1 protein-coding gene and 1 pseudogene are annotated in these 20458 nt (G+C 65.8%); both read left to right on the top strand.

The features are described from left to right. The first annotated feature begins 362 nt into the window (after positions 1-362). Positions 363-20153: a non-ribosomal peptide synthase/polyketide synthase gene (locus CCUG20998_RS04005; protein ID WP_116269092.1), complete on the top strand. Its 19791-nt coding sequence runs from the start codon at positions 363-365 to the stop codon at positions 20151-20153. A gap of 3 nt (positions 20154-20156) precedes the next feature. Then, a pseudogene (locus tag CCUG20998_RS28290) lies at positions 20157-20430 on the top strand (IS1634 family transposase); the annotation flags it as partial. Positions 20431-20458: the final 28 nt, after the last annotated feature.

The raw sequence follows: 20458 nt of genomic DNA, 5'->3' as shown, positions 1-20458 counted from the left end.
GGTATAGACAACCCGCCTAACCCCGAGACTGGCTTCCCCGCCCGATGGGCGGCCATGCGCGCCCATCAATGAGACATTCATGTCTTATATTAAACAGTTTCAACCCCGGCCGCGACAATTTTTGTTCACATTTTGAATTCGAGTCGACCCCTACAGAATCGCGACATATGCTCTGGGTCGTCCACAGACGTTTTCCGCAGATGCTCGAAAGCCAGGGCGGCCCCGGCCGCCCAGGCAAAGGTCGATGAGATCTTTGCCTGCTATTGCCGGTGAGGCTGGTTGCGGAAAGTCTGGACGCATAGCTTTCCAGCTTGCATGGGTGTCATTTCCCGCTTGCTATAGGTAATATCGGAGGTTCATCAGTGGGGCCACGGCAGGGCGGATTGCCTTTAACCCGCGGCCAGCTGGGCATCTGGCTTGACCTGCAGATCAACGGCACTGGGCCGCGATGGAACATCGCAAATTTTGTCGTGATCGATGGCCCGATAATTCCGCACATTCTCGAAACGGCCATACAGCAAGCGTTGCAGGAAAGCGATTCACTCAGAGCTGTTTTCTTCGAAAAAGACGGCGAAGTTCTTCAGCACATTGACCCCGGCGATGACGTTGAAATGCCGTTTTATGATCTCCGCTCATATGACGACCCTGTCCAAGAGGCCTACCGGCGTGCATTACTGAGCCGAAATCAGCCCATGGCACTCGACGAACGCTTGCACAGATACGCTCTATACCAGGTCAGTACCGACCAATTCTATTTCTATTCCTGTTTCCATCATCTCGTCAGTGACGGATTCGGCTTGATGGTTCACTGCAACCGGATCGCTATGATCTACTCAGCCCTGGTCGCTGATGCTCCGGTTCCTCCGAGCTTTGTCGGTTCCTTGCAGGACCTCATCGCCCTCGAGACCACCTACGAGAGCTCGCCCGACTACGACAGCGATCACAACTATTGGGCGGATCATTTGCCCGCAAAAGATGTTGATTACCGCTTCATCAACCCCCTAGATGACAACACCGAAAGCGACGGCGTTTCCGCGCCGGTGCAGCTGAATCCCGCGATCGTCACCGGGGTGCAGAAACTTTGCCGGGCGCTAGGAGTGCGCCGATCGGCGATATTAACCGCGGCGTGCGCGCTGCTGGTCGGAAAGTGGTGCGATCACCACTCTGAGGTTGTCATCGATTTCCCGGTGAGCCGCCGTGTCGAACCTGAGTCAATGACCTTCACCGGGTTGATGGTGGGCACTGTCCCGTTAACGTTGACCTCCACACCGGGATCCAGCATCGCCCAGTTCTGCAGACACACCCATGCCCGGATCGAAAAAGCGGTGCAACATCAGCGATTCCCCGTAGAAACCCTGCAAAACCAAGACCACAGGCGCATGCGCGCGCAAGCCAACGCCGGCCTGGCAGTCAATTTCATCCCCAGCACCGCGACCCACCCGTTCGGGCAAGCCCCGGCAACAGCCATCTGTATTGCCTTCGGCGGTGTCGCCGGTTTCGGAATCTACTTCCAAAACAACGGTCACGAACTACTGGTGAGTACCCAAGGAACCGGTGACCCCGCGTCAGACTTTGCGACTACCGAAGTCTTGGCACAACGCCTAGAACAAATCTTGACGGCGATGATCGACGATACCGACCGGTCGGTCTCCGCAATCGATCTACTCACCGACACCGAACACACCCAACTGCGCACCTGGGGCAACCACCCCACCCTCACCGCTCCCGTGACCGCACCCGCGGTGTCGATTCCGGCCGCCTTCACCAGCGTGGTCGCCACCCACCCCCACGCCCCGGCCCTCACCTTCGAAGACCACACCTGGACCTACCAACAACTCGATACCGCCAGCACCCAACTCGCCCACCACCTCACCACCACCCACGGGGCTCGAGCGGGTGCAGTCATCGCGCTGCTGCTACCGCGCAGCGACCACGCCATCCTCGCCATCCTGGCCGTCCTCAAAACCGGGGCCGCCTACCTCCCCATCGACCCCCACCACCCCCACGCCCGTATCGCGTTCATGCTCACCGACACCACCCCCGCCGCCGTGTTGACCACCACCGAACTGACCACCCACCTCCCCACCAGCAGTGGTGTTCCGGTGATCACCCTCGACACCCTCACCAACCTCGATAACTACCCCACCACCCCACTACCCGCACCCAACCCCCACAACCTGGCGTACCTGATCTACACCTCCGGCACCACCGGAACCCCCAAAGGTGTGGCCATCACCCACCACAACGTCACCACCCTGCTCACCGACCTGCAGCTGGACATCGCTGTAGACGGTGTCTGGTCGCAATGGCACTCCTACAGCTTCGATGTCGCAGTCCTGGAAGTCTTCGGGGCCCTGCTCCATGGTGGGCGGCTGGTCGTGGTGCCCGAACAGGTCGTGCATAGCCCCCCAGACCTGCACCAACTACTCATCGACGAACACGTCAGTGTGCTCAACCACACCCCTTCGGGGTTGGGGGCGCTGAGCCCCCAAGGCCTCGACGAAGTCAGCGCTGTCATCTTGATCGGTGAGGCCTGCCCAGCAGAGCTGGTCGATCAGTGGGCCCCGGGGCGAACTCTGATCAACGCCTACGGCCCCACCGAAGCCACCATCTACCTCACCGCCGCACCCCCGCTGCACGCCGGCGCCACTGTGGTGCCCATCGGCGCACCCGTGCCCGGGGCCGGGGTGTTTGTGCTCGATGGCTGGTTGCGTCCGGTGCCGCCGGGGACCGTGGGTGAGTTGTATGTCGCCGGTGCCGGGGTCGGCGTCGGCTATTGGCGCCGGGGCGGGTTGAGTGCGACCCGGTTTGTCGCGTGCCCGTTCGGGGCGGCCGGGTCGCGGATGTATCGCACCGGTGACCTGGTGTGTTGGGCCCCTGATGGGCAACTGCAGTATCTGGGCCGCGCCGATGAACAAGTCAAAATCCGTGGCTACCGCATCGAATGCGGCGAAGTCACCGCCGCCCTGGCCGCACTCGATGGGGTGCAGCAGGCGGTCGTGATCGCCCACACCGACACCGGCCAAACCCGCCTGGTCGCCTACTACACCAGCGCCGGTAACGCTGGGATCGATACGGCGTGGCTGCGTGACCGGTTAAGTGAAGTCCTGCCGGCGTATATGGTTCCGGCCGCCTTCATGGTGATCGACGAACTACCACTAACGGTCAACGGCAAACTCGACCGCCGCGCCCTGCCCACCCCCGACTACACCACCAGCGCGCAGGCTTATCTCGCCCCGCAAGGCCCGGTGGAAGAAACCCTGGCCAGCCTCTACGCCCAAATCCTCGGCGGTGGTGACCGGGTCAGCGCCGCCGACTCCTTCTTCGACCTCGGCGGAGATTCCCTGTCGGCGATGCGTTTGATCGCCGCCGCCAACACCACCCTGCACGCCGGTCTGCGGGTTGCTGATGTGTTCGAGGCCCCCACCATCACCGGGCTAGCACGCCGTGTCGGGGCCGACCCGGTCGCTCAGCTGCCATTGATCGCCGGCCCCCGCCCGCCTCGGGTGCCGTTGTCGTTTGCCCAGTCCCGGCTGTGGTTTCTTGAACAGCTTCAAGGCCCCTCGGCGGTCTACAACATCCCGGTCGTCCTGCACCTGCACGGCCCCCTGGACACCGAAGCACTCCGAGCCGCACTCACCGATCTGATCACCCGCCACGAAACCCTGCGCACCCGCTTTCCCAGCATCGACGGCACCGGCTACCAAGACATCCTCACCCCCAACCAAGCCGACATGAGCTGGCAAGTGGTCGATGCCCGCGGGTGGACACCCCAACACCTGCACACCGCCATCGACGAAGCCACCAACTACCACTTCGACCTAGCCGCCGAGATCCCGATCCGCGCCACCGTCTTGCACACCGCCGACCACCAGCACGTGCTGGTACTGCTGATCCACCACATCGCCGCCGACGGCTGGTCGCTGGGCCCGCTCGCCCGCGACCTCGACACCGCCTACACCGCCCGCACCGCCGGACACCCACCGACCTGGGTGCCATTGCCGGTGCACTACGCCGACTACACCCTGTGGCACCACCAACTCCTCGGCGACCCCCACGACCCCACCAGCCTGCTGGCCACCGACCTGGCCTACTGGCGCCACACCCTGGCCGGACTCCCCGAACACCTGCCCCTGCCCACCGACCGCCCCTACCCCCCGATCGCCGACTACCGCGGCGCCAGCCACCAATTCAGCTGGCCCCCCGAACTAACCACCGCAATCCACACCCTGGCCCACACCCACCACGTCTCGGTCTTCATGGTCATCCACGCCGCCCTGACCGTGGTCCTAGCCACCCTCGCCGACACCAACGACATCGCCATCGGCATCCCGATCGCCGCACGCACCCACCCCCACCTCGACGAACTGATCGGGTTCTTCGTCAACACCCTGGTCCTGCGCACCCACACCCACCCCGCAGACACCCCCACCGACCTACTCGCCCACATCCGCGAGGACAGCCTGACCGCCTACCAACACCAACACGTCCCCTTCGAACTCCTGGTCGAACACCTCCAGCCCACCCGCTCCCGCACCCACCACCCCCTCATCCAGGTCATGCTCGCCTTCCAAAACCACCCCTGGACCCAACACGACACCCCTCTGGCCCTGGGTGAAGCCCGGATCAGCCCCTACCCCGTCAGCACCCACACCGCCCGCATGGACCTGGTCATCTCCCTGACCGAACACCCCACCACCCCCAACACAGCACCGACCCTGACCGGCACCATCGAATACCGCACCGACGTCTATAACCCCACCACCATCAACACCCTGGCCACCCGCCTGCACCACACCCTGCACGCCTTCACCACCCACCCCGACCAACCCCTGCACCACCTCGACCTCCTCACCGACACCGAACACACCCACCTACACACCTGGGGCAACCACCCCACCCTCACCGCTCCCACCACCACGGCGGCGATCTCGATTCCCGCCGCCTTCGCCAACGTGGTCGCCACCCACCCCCACGCCCCGGCCCTCACCTTCGAAGACCACACCTGGACCTACCAACAACTCGATACGGCCAGCACCCAACTCGCCCACCACCTCCTGAACTACAGCGCCGGCCCCGGCACCATCATCGCCCTGTTGCTACCGCGCAGCGACCACGCCATCCTCACCATCCTGGCCATCCTCAAAACCGGCGCCGCCTACCTACCCATCGACCCCCACCACCCCCACGCCCGCATCGCGTTCATGCTCACCGACACCACCCCCACCGCGATCATCACCACCACCGAACTCACCCAACACCTCCCCACCAGCAGTCGTGTTCCGGTGATCACCCTCGACACCCTCACCGTCGATGACCACCCCACCACAGCGCTGCCCCCACCCGACCCCCACGACCTGGCGTATCTGATCTACACCTCCGGCACCACCGGAACCCCCAAAGGCGTGGCCATCACCCACCACAACATCGCCAGTTGGATCAGCTCCCTGCATCAGCGGGGCATCTACGGGTCGGGGGCCCCCCAGCACAGCTGGTCGCAATGCCACTCCTACGCCTTCGACTACTCCGTCTGGGAAATCTTCGGCGCCCTGCTCGGCGGCGGGCGGGTCGTGGTCGTACCCGAACACATCGTCACCTCACCCGAGGACTTCCACGCCCTGCTCGTCACCGAGCAGGTCAGTGTTCTCAGTCAAACCCCCGCCGCACTCCAGAACCTGCCACCAGAAGGACTGGAAAACACCACCCTCCTCACCGGAGGTGAGCCCTGTCCTGCTGACCTACTAGATCGCTGGGCACCAGGGCGGATCATGCTCAACGCCTACGGCCCCACCGAAACCACCGTGGCAGCCACCATCACCGCCCCGCTGGTGGCGGGGACCCCGGTGGTGCCGATCGGCGCCCCCGTGCCCGGGGCCGGGGTATTCGTCCTCGACAGTTCGCTGCGCCCGGTCCCGCCCGGGACCGTGGGTGAGTTGTATGTCGCCGGTGCCGGGGTGGGTGTGGGGTATTGGCGCCGGGGTGGGTTGAGTGCGGCCCGGTTTGTGGCATGCCCGTTCGGGGCGGCGGGGTCGCGGATGTATCGCACCGGTGACCTGGTGTGTTGGGGCCCTGATGGGCAACTGCAGTACCTGGGCCGCGCTGATGAACAAGTCAAAATCCGTGGCTACCGCATCGAATGCGGCGAAGTCACCGCCGCCCTCACCGCCCTCGATGGGGTGCAGCAGGCAGTCGTCATCGCCCGCGAAGACACCCCCGGCCAAACCCGCCTGGTGGCCTACTACACCACCACCAGCGGGACCAGGCTCGACACCACCGACATCCGCGCCTCCTTGAGCCAGGTGTTGCCGGCGTATATGGTTCCGGCCGCGTTCATCGAGATCGACGAACTACCACTAACAGTCAACGGCAAACTCGACCGCCGTGCCCTGCCCGCCCCCGACTACACCACCAGCGCGCAGGCTTATGTTGCGCCGCAGGGGCCGGTGGAAGAAACCCTGGCCAGCCTCTACGCCCAAATCCTCGGCGGTGGTGACCGGGTCAGCGCCGCCGACTCCTTCTTCGACCTCGGCGGGGATTCGTTGTCGGCGATGCGTTTGATCGCCGCCGCCAACACCACCCTGCACACCGGTCTGCGCGTTGCTGATGTGTTCGAGGCCCCCACCATCACCGGGCTAGCACGCCGTGTCGGGGCCGACACCGTCGCTCAGCTGCCATTGATCGCCGGCCCCCGCCCGGCGTTGGTGCCGTTGTCGTTTGCCCAGTCCCGATTGTGGTTTCTTGAGCAGCTTCAAGGCCCCTCGGCGGTCTACAACATCCCGGTCGTCCTGCACCTGCACGGCCCCCTGGACACCGAGGCACTCCGAGCCGCACTCGACGATCTGATCACCCGCCACGAAACCCTGCGCACCCGCTTTCCCAGCATCGACGGCACCGGCTACCAAGACATCCTCACCCCCGACCAAGCCGAAATCTTCTGGCAGGTCGTGGATGCCCGCGGGTGGACACCCCAACACCTGCACACCGCCATCGACGAAGCCACCAACTACCACTTCGATCTAGCCGCCGAGATCCCGATCCGCGCCACCGTCTTGCACACCGGGCCCGACCAGCACGTGCTGGTACTGCTGATCCACCACATCGCCGCCGACGGCTGGTCGCTGGGCCCGCTCGCCCGCGACCTCGACACCGCCTACACCGCCCGCCTGTGTGGGCACCCGCCGACCTGGGTGCCGCTGCCGGTGCACTACGCCGACTACACCCTGTGGCACCACCAACTCCTCGGCGACCCCCACGACCCCACCAGCCTGCTGGCCACCGACCTGGCCTACTGGCGCCACACCCTGGCCGGACTCCCCGAACACCTGCCCCTGCCCACCGACCGCCCCTACCCCCCGATCGCCGACTACCGCGGCGCCAGCCACCAATTCAGCTGGCCCCCCGAACTAACCACCGCAATCCACACCCTGGCCCACACCCACCACGTCTCGGTCTTCATGGTCATCCACGCCGCCCTGACCGTGGTCCTAGCCACCCTCGCCGACACCAACGACATCGCCATCGGCGTCCCGATCGCCGCACGCACCCACCCCCACCTCGATGAGCTGATCGGGTTCTTCGTCAACACCCTGGTGCTACGCACCCACACCCACCCCGCAGACACCCCCACCGACCTACTCGCCCACATCCGCGAGGACAGCCTGACCGCCTACCAACACCAACACGTGCCCTTCGAACTATTGGTCGAACACCTCCAGCCCACCCGCTCCCGCACCCACCACCCCCTCATCCAGGTCATGCTCGCCTTCCAAAACCACCCCTGGACCCAACACGACACCCCTCTGGCCCTGGGTGAGGCCCGGATCAGCCCCTACCCCGTCAGCACCCACACCGCCCGCATGGACCTGGTCATCTCCCTGACCGAACACCCCACCACCCCCGACACAGCACCGACCCTGACCGGCACCATCGAATACCGCACCGACGTCTATGACCCCACCACCATCAACACCCTGGCCACCCGCCTGCACCACACCCTGCACGCCTTCACCACCCACCCCGACCAACCCCTGCACCACCTCGACCTCCTCACCCCCACCGAACACACCCAACTACACACCTGGGGCAACCACCCCACCCTCACCGCTCCCACCACCACGGCGATCTCGATTCCCGCCGCCTTCACCAGCGTGGTCGCCACCCACCCCCACGCCCCGGCCCTCACCTTCGAGGACCACACCTGGACCTACCAACAACTCGATACCGCCAGCACCCAACTCGCCCACCACCTACTCGACTACGGGGCCGGGCCGGGTGCGGTCGTCGCGCTGCTGCTACCACGCAGCGACCACGCCATCCTCACCATCCTGGCCATCCTCAAAACCGGCGCCGCCTACCTCCCCATCGACCCCCACCACCCCCACGCCCGTATCGCGTTCATGCTCACCGACACCACCCCCACCGCAGTACTGACCACCACCGAACTCGCCCAACACCTCCCCCACACCCCAGCCATCACCACCCTCACCCTCGACACCCTCACCCTCGACGACCACCCCACCACCCCACTACCCCCACCCAACCCCCACAACCTGGCGTACCTGATCTACACCTCCGGCACCACCGGAACCCCCAAAGGCGTAGCCATCACCCACCACAACGCCACCACCCTGACCACCCAACTCGATCTCGACATCCCCACCGACGCGGTCTGGTCGCAATGGCACTCCTACGCCTTCGACGTCTCCGTCTGGGAAATCCTCGGCGCCCTCCTCAGCGGCGGACGGGTCGTGGTCGTACCCGAACACATCGTCACCTCACCCGAGGACTTCCACGCCCTGCTCATCGACGAACACGTCAGTGTGCTCACCCACACCCCCTCAGCATTAGCCCAACTCCCCGATCACGGGTTAGAGGCAACCACCGTCATCACCGTGGGAGAGTCCTGCCCGATCGACCTCGCCCACCACTGGGCCACCGGGCACACCCTGCTCAACGCCTACGGCCCCACCGAAACCACCATGTGCACCACGATCAGCAACCCCCTACACCCCGCGAACACAGTGGTGCCCATCGGCGCACCCGTGCCCGGGGCCGGGGTGTTCGTCCTCGACAGCTGGCTGCGCCCAGTCCCCCCCGGGACCGTGGGTGAGTTGTATGTCGCCGGCGCCGGCGTCGGTGTCGGCTACTGGCGCCGCGGCGCGTTGAGCGCCACCCGGTTTGTCGCATGCCCGTACGGGGCAGCCGGGTCGCGGATGTATCGCACCGGCGACCTCGTCTGTTGGGCACCTGATGGGCAACTGCAGTACCTGGGCCGCGCCGACGAACAAGTCAAAATCCGCGGATACCGCATCGAATGCGGCGAAGTCACCACCGCCCTCACCACACTCGACGAGGTGGAGCAGGCAGTCGTCATCGCCCGCGACGACACCCCCGGCCAAACCCGCCTAGTCGGCTACTACACCACCACCACCGGTGGCGGTGGGATCGATACGGCGTGGCTGCGTGACCGGTTAAGTGAAGTCCTGCCGCCGTATATGGTTCCGGCCGCGTTCATGGTGATCGACGAACTACCACTAACGGTCAACGGCAAACTCGACCGCCGCGCCCTGCCCACCCCCGACTACACCACCACCAGCGCGCAGGCTTATGTCGCCCCGCAGGGGCCGGTGGAAGAAGTGCTGGCCAGCCTCTATGCCCAGATCCTCGGCGGTAGTGACCGGGTCAGCGCCGCCGACTCGTTCTTCGAACTCGGTGGGGATTCGCTCTCAGCGATGCGTTTGATCGCCGCCGCCAACACCACCCTGCACACCGGTCTGCGCGTTGTTGATGTGTTCGAGGCCCCCACCATCACCGGGCTAGCACAACGTGTCGGGGCGGACCCGGTCGCTCAGCTGCCATTGATCGCCGGCCCCCGCCCGGCGTTGGTGCCGTTGTCGTTTGCCCAGTCCCGATTGTGGTTTCTTGAGCAGCTTCAAGGCCCCTCGGCGGTCTACAACATCCCGGTCGTCCTGCACCTGCACGGCCCCCTGGACACCGAAGCACTCCGAGCCGCACTCACCGATCTGATCACCCGCCACGAAACCCTGCGCACCCGCTTCAGCACCACGAGCGAGGGGATCGGCTACCAAGACATCCTCACCCCCAACCAAGCCGACATGAGCTGGCAAGTCGTGGATGCCCGCGGGTGGACACCCCAACACCTGCACACCGCCATCGACGAAGCCACCAACTACCACTTCGATCTAGCCGCCGAGATCCCGATCCGCGCCACCGTCTTGCACACCGCCGACCACCAGCACGTGCTGGTACTGCTGATCCACCACATCGCCGCCGACGGCTGGTCGCTGGGCCCGCTCGCCCGCGACCTGAACACCGCCTACACCGCCCGCACCGCCGGACACCCACCGGCCTGGGTGCCGTTGCCGGTGCACTACGCCGACTACACCCTGTGGCACCACCAACTCCTCGGCGACCCCCACGACCCCACCAGCCTGCTGGCCACCGACCTGGCCTACTGGCGCCACACCCTGGCCGGACTCCCCGAACACCTGCCCCTGCCCACCGACCGCCCCTACCCCCCGATCGCCGACTACCGCGGCGCCAGCCACCAATTCAGCTGGCCCCCCGAACTAACCACCGCAATCCACACCCTGGCCCACACCCACCACGTCTCGGTCTTCATGGTCATCCACGCCGCCCTGACCGTGGTCCTAGCCACCCTCGCCGACACCAACGACATCGCCATCGGCGTCCCGATCGCCGCACGCACCCACCCCCACCTCGATGAGCTGATCGGGTTCTTCGTCAACACCCTGGTGCTACGCACCCACACCCACCCCGCAGACACCCCCACCGACCTACTCGCCCACATCCGCGAGGACAGCCTGACCGCCTACCAACACCAACACGTGCCCTTCGAACTGCTGGTCGAACACCTCCACCCCACCCGCTCCCGCACCCACCACCCCCTCATCCAGGTCATGCTCGCCTTCCAAAACCACCCCTGGACCCAACACGACACCCCTCTGGCCCTGGGTGAAGCCCGGATCAGCCCCTACCCCGTCAGCACCCACACCGCCCGCATGGACCTGGTCATCTCCCTGACCGAACACCCCACCACCCCCGACACAGCACCGACCCTGACCGGCACCATCGAATACCGCACCGACGTCTATGACCCCACCACCATCAACACCCTGGCCACCCGCCTGCACCACACCCTGCACGCCTTCACCACCCACCCCGACCAACCCCTGCACCACCTCGACCTCCTCACCCCCACCGAACACACCCAACTACGCACCTGGGGCAACCACCCCACCCTCACCGCTCCCACCACCACGGCGATCTCGATTCCCGCCGCCTTCGCCAGCGTGGTCGCCACCCACCCCCACGCCCCGGCCCTCACCTTCGAAGACCACACCTGGACCTACCAACAACTCGATACCGCCAGCACCCAACTCGCCCACCACCTCACCACCACCCACGGGGCTCGAGCGGGTGCAGTCATCGCGCTGCTGCTACCGCGCAGCGACCACGCCATCCTCACCATCCTGGCCATCCTCAAAACCGGCGCCGCCTACCTCCCCATCGACCCCCACCACCCCCACGCCCGTATCGCGTTCATGCTCACCGACACCACCCCCGCCGCCGTGTTGACCACCACCGAACTGACCACCCACCTCCCCACCAGCAGTGGTGTTCCGGTGATCACCCTCGACACCCTCACCAACCTCGATAACTACCCCACCACCCCACTACCCGCACCCAACCCCCACGACCTGGCGTATCTGATCTACACCTCCGGCACCACCGGAACCCCCAAAGGTGTGGCCATCACCCACCACAACGTCACCACCCTGCTCACCGACCTGCAGCTGGACATCGCTGTAGACGGTGTCTGGTCGCAATGGCACTCCTACAGCTTCGATGTCGCAGTCCTGGAAGTCTTCGGGGCCCTGCTCCATGGTGGGCGGCTGGTCGTGGTGCCCGAACAGGTCGTGCATAGCCCCCCAGACCTGCACCAACTACTCACCGACGAACACGTCAGTGTGCTCAACCACACCCCTTCGGGGTTGGGGGCGCTGAGCCCCCAAGGCCTCGACGAAGTCAGCGCTGTCATCTTGATCGGTGAGGCCTGCCCAGCAGAGCTGGTCGATCAGTGGGCCCCGGGGCGAACCCTGATCAACGCCTACGGCCCCACCGAAGCCACCATCTACCTCACCGCCGCACCCCCGCTGCACGCCGGCGCCACTGTGGTGCCCATCGGCGCACCCGTGCCCGGGGCCGGGGTGTTTGTGCTCGATGGCTGGTTGCGTCCGGTGCCGCCGGGGACCGTGGGTGAGTTGTATGTCGCCGGTGCCGGGGTGGGTGTCGGCTATTGGCGCCGGGGCGGGTTGAGTGCGGCCCGGTTTGTGGCATGCCCGTTCGGGGCGGCCGGGTCGCGGATGTATCGCACCGGTGACCTGGTGTGTTGGGGCCCTGATGGGCAACTGCAGTATCTGGGCCGCGCTGATGAGCAAGTCAAAATCCGTGGCTACCGCATCGAATGCGGCGAAGTCACCGCCGCCCTGGCCGCACTCGATGGGGTGCAGCAGGCGGTGGTGATCGCCCACACCGACACCGGCCAAACCCGCCTGGTCGCCTACTACACCAGCGCCGGTAACGGTGGGATCGATACGGCGTGGCTGCGTGACCGGTTAAGTGAAGTCCTGCCGGCGTATATGGTTCCGGCCGCCTTCATGGTGATCGACGAACTACCACTAACGGTCAACGGCAAACTCGACCGCCGCGCCCTGCCCACCCCCGACTACACCACCAGCGCGCAGGCTTATCTCGCCCCGCAAGGCCCGGTGGAAGAAACCCTGGCCAGCCTCTACGCCCAAATCCTCGGTAGTGACCGGGTCAGCGCCGCCGACTCCTTCTTCGACCTCGGCGGAGATTCCCTGTCGGCGATGCGTTTGATCGCCGCCGCCAACACCACCCTGCACACCGGTCTGCGCGTTGTTGATGTGTTCGAGGCCCCCACCATCACCGGGCTAGCACAACGTGTCGGGGCGGACCCGGTCGCTCAGCTGCCATTGATCGCCGGCCCCCGCCCGGCGTTGGTGCCGTTGTCGTTTGCCCAGTCCCGATTGTGGTTTCTTGAGCAGCTTCAAGGCCCCTCGGCGGTCTACAACATCCCGGTCGTCCTGCACCTGCACGGCCCCCTGGACACCGAAGCACTCCGAGCCGCACTCACCGATCTGATCACCCGCCACGAAACCCTGCGCACCCGCTTCAGCACCACGAGCGAGGGGATCGGCTACCAAGACATCCTCACCCCCAACCAAGCCGACATGAGCTGGCAAGTCGTGGATGCCCGCGGGTGGACACCCCAACACCTGCACACCGCCATCGACGAAGCCACCAACTACCACTTCGATCTAGCCGCCGAGATCCCGATCCGCGCCACCGTCTTGCACACCGCCGACCACCAGCACGTGCTGGTACTGCTGATCCACCACATCGCCGCCGACGGCTGGTCGCTGGGCCCGCTCGCCCGCGACCTGAACACCGCCTACACCGCCCGCACCGCCGGACACCCACCGGCCTGGGTGCCGTTGCCGGTGCACTACGCCGACTACACCCTGTGGCACCACCAACTCCTCGGCGACCCCCACGACCCCACCAGCCTGCTGGCCACCGACCTGGCCTACTGGCGCCACACCCTGGCCGGACTCCCCGAACACCTGCCCCTGCCCACCGACCGCCCCTACCCCCCGATCGCCGACTACCGCGGCGCCAGCCACCAATTCAGCTGGCCCCCCGAACTAACCACCGCAATCCACACCCTGGCCCACACCCACCACGTCTCGGTCTTCATGGTCATCCACGCCGCCCTGACCGTGGTCCTAGCCACCCTCGCCGACACCAACGACATCGCCATCGGCGTCCCGATCGCCGCACGCACCCACCCCCACCTCGATGAGCTGATCGGGTTCTTCGTCAACACCCTGGTGCTACGCACCCACACCCACCCCGCAGACACCCCCACCGACCTACTCGCCCACATCCGCGAGGACAGCCTGACCGCCTACCAACACCAACACGTGCCCTTCGAACTGCTGGTCGAACACCTCCACCCCACCCGCTCCCGCACCCACCACCCCCTCATCCAGGTCATGCTCGCCTTCCAAAACCACCCCTGGACCCAACACGACACCCCTCTGGCCCTGGGTGAAGCCCGGATCAGCCCCTACCCCGTCAGCACCCACACCGCCCGCATGGACCTGGTCATCTCCCTGACCGAACACCCCACCACCCCCGACACAGCACCGACCCTGACCGGCACCATCGAATACCGCACCGACGTCTATGACCCCACCACCATCAACACCCTGGCCACCCGCCTGCACCACACCCTGCACGCCTTCACCACCCACCCCGACCAACCCCTGCACCACCTCGACCTCCTCACCCCCACCGAACACACCCAACTACGCACCTGGGGCAACCACCCCACCCTCACCGCTCCCACCACCACGGCGATCTCGATTCCCGCCGCCTTCGCCAGCGTGGTCGCCACCCACCCCCACGCCCCGGCCCTCACCTTCGAAGACCACACCTGGACCTACCAACAACTCGATACCGCCAGCACCCAACTCGCCCACCACCTCACCACCACCCACGGGGCTCGAGCGGGTGCAGTCATCGCGCTGCTGCTACCGCGCAGCGACCACGCCATCCTCACCATCCTGGCCATCCTCAAAACCGGCGCCGCCTACCTCCCCATCGACCCCCACCACCCCCACGCCCGTATCGCGTTCATGCTCACCGACACCACCCCCGCCGCCGTGTTGACCACCACCGAACTGACCACCCACCTCCCCACCAGCAGTGGTGTTCCGGTGATCACCCTCGACACCCTCACCAACCTCGATGACTACCCCACCGCCCCACTGCTCCCACCCAGCCCCCACGACCTGGCGTATCTGATCTACACCTCCGGCACCACCGGAACCCCCAAAGGCGTGGCCATCACCCACCACAACGCCACCGCTTTCCTCGCTTCTTTGCACCAACAGGGCATTTACAGGTCGATACCGTCCCAGCAGAGCTGGTCGCAATGCCACTCCTACGCCTTCGACGTCTCCGTCTGGGAAATCTTCGCCGCCCTACTCGGCGGCGGCCGCCTGGTCGTCATCCCTGAACACGTGATGGAGTCCCTCCACGAACTCGGCCAGTGGCTCGACGATGCCGGGGTCAATATCGTGTATCTCACGGCTCCCTTACTGACGATGTTGCCGCCGCACGGGTTAACAGGTGTGCACACACTGCTAGTCGGTGCCGAACCCTGCCCAATCGACCTGGCCCAACGCTGGGCGCCGGGCCGCGTCATGCTCAACTCCTACGGACCCACCGAAACCACCATCACCGCCACCATCAGCAGCCCCCTTCAGGCCGGTGACCCGGTGGTGCCGATCGGGGCGCCGGTGGGTGGTGCGGGGGTGTTTGTGCTCGATGGGTGGTTGCGTCCGGTGCCGCCGGGGACCGTGGGTGAGTTGTATGTCGCCGGTGCCGGGGTGGGTGTCGGCTATTGGCGCCGGGGCGGGTTGAGTGCGGCCCGGTTTGTGGCATGCCCGTTCGGGGCGGCGGGGTCGCGGATGTATCGCACCGGTGATCTGGTGTGTTGGGGCCCTGATGGGCAACTGCAGTATCTGGGCCGCGCTGATGAGCAAGTCAAAATCCGTGGCTACCGCATCGAATGCGGCGAAGTCACCGCCGCCTTGGCCGCACTCGATGGGGTGGAGCAGGCGGTGGTGATCGCCCACACCGACACCGGCCAAACCCGCCTGGTCGCCTACTACACCAGCGCCGGTAACGGTGGGATCGATACGGCGTGGCTGCGTGACCGGTTAAGTGAAGTCCTGCCGGCGTATATGGTTCCGGCCGCGTTCGTGATGATGGACGCGTTGCCGTTGACGGTCAACGGCAAACTCGACCGCCGCGCTTTGCCCGCCCCCGACTACACCACCAGCGCGCAGGCTTATGTTGCGCCGCAGGGGCCGGTGGAAGAAACCCTGGCCAGCCTCTACGCCCAAATCCTCGGCGGTGGTGACCGGGTCAGCGCCGCCGACTCGTTCTTCGAGCTCGGTGGGGATTCGTTGTCGGCGATGCGTTTGATCGCCGCCGCCAACACCACCCTGCACACCGGTCTGCGCGTTGTTGATGTGTTCGAGGCCCCCACCATCACCGGGCTAGCACACCGTGTCGGGGCCGACACCGTCACTCAGCTGCCATTGATCGCCGGCCCCCGCCCGGCGTTGGTGCCGTTGTCGTTTGCCCAGTCCCGATTGTGGTTTCTTGAGCAGCTTCAAGGCCCCTCGGCGGTCTACAACATCCCGGTCGTCCTGCACCTGCACGGCCCCCTGGACACCGAAGCACTCCGAGCCGCACTCACCGATCTGATCACCCGCCACGAAACCCTGCGCACCCGCTTTCCCAGCATCGACGGCACCGGCTACCAAGACATCCTCACCCCCAACCAAGCCGACATGAGCTGGCAAGTCGTGGATGCCCGCGGGTGGACACCCCAACACCTGCACACCGCCATCGACGAAGCCACCAACTACCACTTCGATCTAGCCGCCGAGATCCCGATCCGCGCCACCGTCTTGCACACCGCCGACCACCAGCACGTGCTGGTACTGCTGATCCACCACATCGCCGCCGACGGCTGGTCGCTGGGCCCGCTCGCCCGCGACCTGAACACCGCCTACACCGCCCGCACCGCCGGACACCCACCGGCCTGGGTGCCGTTGCCGGTGCACTACGCCGACTACACCCTGTGGCACCACCAACTCCTCGGCGACCCCCACGACCCCACCAGCCTGCTGGCCACCGACCTGGCCTACTGGCGCCACACCCTGGCCGGACTCCCCGAACACCTGCCCCTGCCCACCGACCGCCCCTACCCCCCGATCGCCGACTACCGCGGCGCCAGCCACCAATTCAGCTGGCCCCCCGAACTAACCACCGCAATCCACACCCTGGCCCACACCCACCACGTCTCGGTCTTCATGGTCATCCACGCCGCCCTGACCGTGGTCCTAGCCACCCTCGCCGACACCAACGACATCGCCATCGGCGTCCCGATCGCCGCACGCACCCACCCCCACCTCGATGAGCTGATCGGGTTCTTCGTCAACACCCTGGTGCTACGCACCCACACCCACCCCGCAGACACCCCCACCGACCTACTCGCCCACATCCGCGAGGACAGCCTGACCGCGTTCGAACACCAACACGTGCCCTTCGAACTATTGGTCGAACACCTCCAGCCCACCCGCTCCCGCACCCACCACCCCCTCATCCAGGTCATGCTCGCCTTCCAAAACCACCCCTGGACCCAACACGACACCCCTCTGGCCCTGGGTGAGGCCCGGATCAGCCCCTACCCCGTCAGCACCCACACCGCCCGCATGGACCTGGTCATCTCCCTGACCGAACACCCCACCACCCCCGACACAGCACCGACCCTGACCGGCACCATCGAATACCGCACCGACGTCTATGACCCCACCACCATCAACACCCTGGCCACCCGCCTGCACCACACCCTGCACGCCTTCACCACCCACCCCGACCAACCCCTGCACCACCTCGACCTGCTCACCGACACCGAACACACCCAACTACGCACCTGGGGCAACCACCCCACCCTCACCAACCCACCGGCCACCACGGCGATCTCGATTCCCGCCGCCTTCGCCAGCGTGGTCGCCACCCACCCCCACGCCCCGGCCCTCACCTTCGAGGACCACACCTGGACCTACCACGACCTCGATACCGCCAGCACCCAACTCGCCCACCACCTCCTGAACTACAGCGCCGGGCCGGGTGCGGTCATCGCGCTGCTGCTACCGCGCAGCGACCACGCCATCCTCACCATCCTGGCCATCCTCAAAACCGGCGCCGCCTACCTACCCATCGACCCCCACCACCCCCCAACGCGTATCGCGTTCATGCTCACCGACACCACCCCCACCGCAGTACTGACCACCACCGAACTGACCACCCACCTCCCCACCACCACCGGCACCAGCAGTGGTGTTCCGGTGATCACCCTCGACACCCTCACCCTCGACGACCACCCCACCACCCCACTACCCCCACCCAACCCCCACAACCTGGCGTACCTGATCTACACCTCCGGCACCACCGGAACCCCCAAAGGCGTAGCCATCACCCACCACAACGCCACCACCCTGACCACCCAACTCGATCTCGACATCCCCACCGACGCGGTCTGGTCGCAATGGCACTCCTACGCCTTCGACGTCTCCGTCTGGGAAATCCTCGGCGCCCTCCTCAGCGGCGGACGGGTCGTGGTCGTACCCGAACACATCGTCACCTCACCCGAGGACTTCCACGCCCTGCTCATCGACGAACACGTCAGTGTGCTCACCCACACCCCCTCAGCATTAGCCCAACTCCCCGATCACGGGCTAGAGGCAACCACCGTCATCACCGTGGGAGAGTCCTGCCCGATCGACCTCGCCCACCACTGGGCCACCGAGCACACCCTGCTCAACGCCTACGGCCCCACCGAAACCACCATGTGCACCACGATCAGCAACCCCCTACACCCCGCGAACACAGTGGTGCCCATCGGCGCACCCGTGCCCGGGGCCGGGGTGTTCGTCCTCGACAGCTGGCTGCGCCCAGTCCCCCCCGGGACCGTGGGTGAGTTGTATGTCGCCGGCGCCGGCGTCGGTGTCGGCTACTGGCGCCGCGGCGCGTTGAGTGCGACCCGGTTTGTGGCATGCCCGTTCGGGGCGGCCGGGTCGCGGATGTATCGCACCGGCGACCTCGTCTGTTGGGCACCTGATGGGCAACTGCAGTACCTGGGCCGCGCCGACGAACAAGTCAAAATCCGCGGATACCGCATCGAATGCGGCGAAGTCACCACCGCCCTCACCACACTCGACGGGGTGGAGCAGGCGGTCGTCATCGCCCGCGAAGACACCCCCGGCCAACCCCGCCTGGTCGCCTACTACACCACCACCAGCGGGACCAGGCTCGACACCACCGACATCCGCGCCTCCTTGAGCCAGGTGTTGCCGCCCTATATGGTTCCGGCCGCCTTCATGCTGATCGACGAACTACCACTAACGGTCAACGGCAAACTCGACCGCCGCGCCCTGCCCACCCCCGACTACACCACCACCGCGCAGACTTATCTCGCCCCGCAAGGCCCGGTCGAAGAAGTCCTGGCCAGCCTCTACACCCAAATCCTCGGCATCGACCGCATCAGCGCCGCCGACTCCTTTTTTGAACTCGGCGGAGATTCCCTGTCGGCGATGCGTTTGATCGCCGCCGCCAACACCACCCTGCACACCGACCTCCGCGTCGCCGACATCTTCGACACCCCCACCATCACCACCCTCGCCCACCGAATCGACACCCAAGCCCAACCCGCCACCATCCCCCCCATCCAAACCCTGCGCACCGGCACCGGCACACCCCTGTTCTGCATCCACGCCACCAGCGGCATCAGCTGGCCCTACCAAACCCTCGCCAACCACCTCACCAACCCCCTCATCGGCATCAACCAAACCCTCAACGCCGACGAAACCCCACCCCACACCCTCCAAGCCATGGCCCGCAACTACGCCACCCGCATCCAAAACACCCACCCCACCGGCCCCTACTACCTCCTCGGCTGGTCCTTCGGCGGCGTCCTCGCCCACCAAATCGCCATCGAACTACACCACCGCGGCCACACCGACACCCGACTCATCCTGCTCGACTCACTACCCACCCTCGACACCAACACCGACCCAACAATCACCCCCCGAAACGACCGCCAAACCCTGCAAACACTGCTCGGCCACCACGCCACCACCATCCCCGACGACCAGCTACACCACCTCACCACCAACCACAACAACAACATCACCCTCTACCAACACCACCAACCCCACACCTACAGCGGCCCCACCCTGCTCATCGCCGCCGAACACACCCCACCCCCCAACCACCCCACCTACGAAAGCACCCACACCAAAGCCGCATACCTCCTCCACGCCTGGCAACCACACCTCACCGGCCCCACCACAACCCACTCAACCAACAGCACACACCACCAACTCCTCCACCCCAACCACACCCCCACCTACACCAACCACCTCAAAAACTTCCTCCAGTGACACACAAGTGACCCAAGAAGACATCTGCGAAACGGCCTGTGCGCGTCTTACCGGATCCTAGGGTTCGGCTCAACCATCTATAGCGACAACGTGTTTCGTGATGGCGCGGATCATTGGGCCCAGCACCATGATCGACACCGAACGAGTGCTCACCGAGATCGGGGTCCGGCCGATCTCCTATGCCACCGTCAAGCGGCGGATGCCGATCTAGGCCCAACGCCGGTGGCGGCAAACCTTGACTACGGCCAGCGTCCGTCGTGGCGGGTGGGGACCTGCACGGTCAAGATCAAGGCCGGCGACCACAC

The sequence above is a fragment of the Mycobacterium marinum genome (genome assembly GCF_003391395.1).
Taxonomy (GTDB): Bacteria; Actinomycetota; Actinomycetes; order Mycobacteriales; family Mycobacteriaceae; genus Mycobacterium; species Mycobacterium marinum.
Note: the sequence above shows the minus strand (reverse complement) of the source record. Positions and strands in the feature narration are given on the sequence as shown.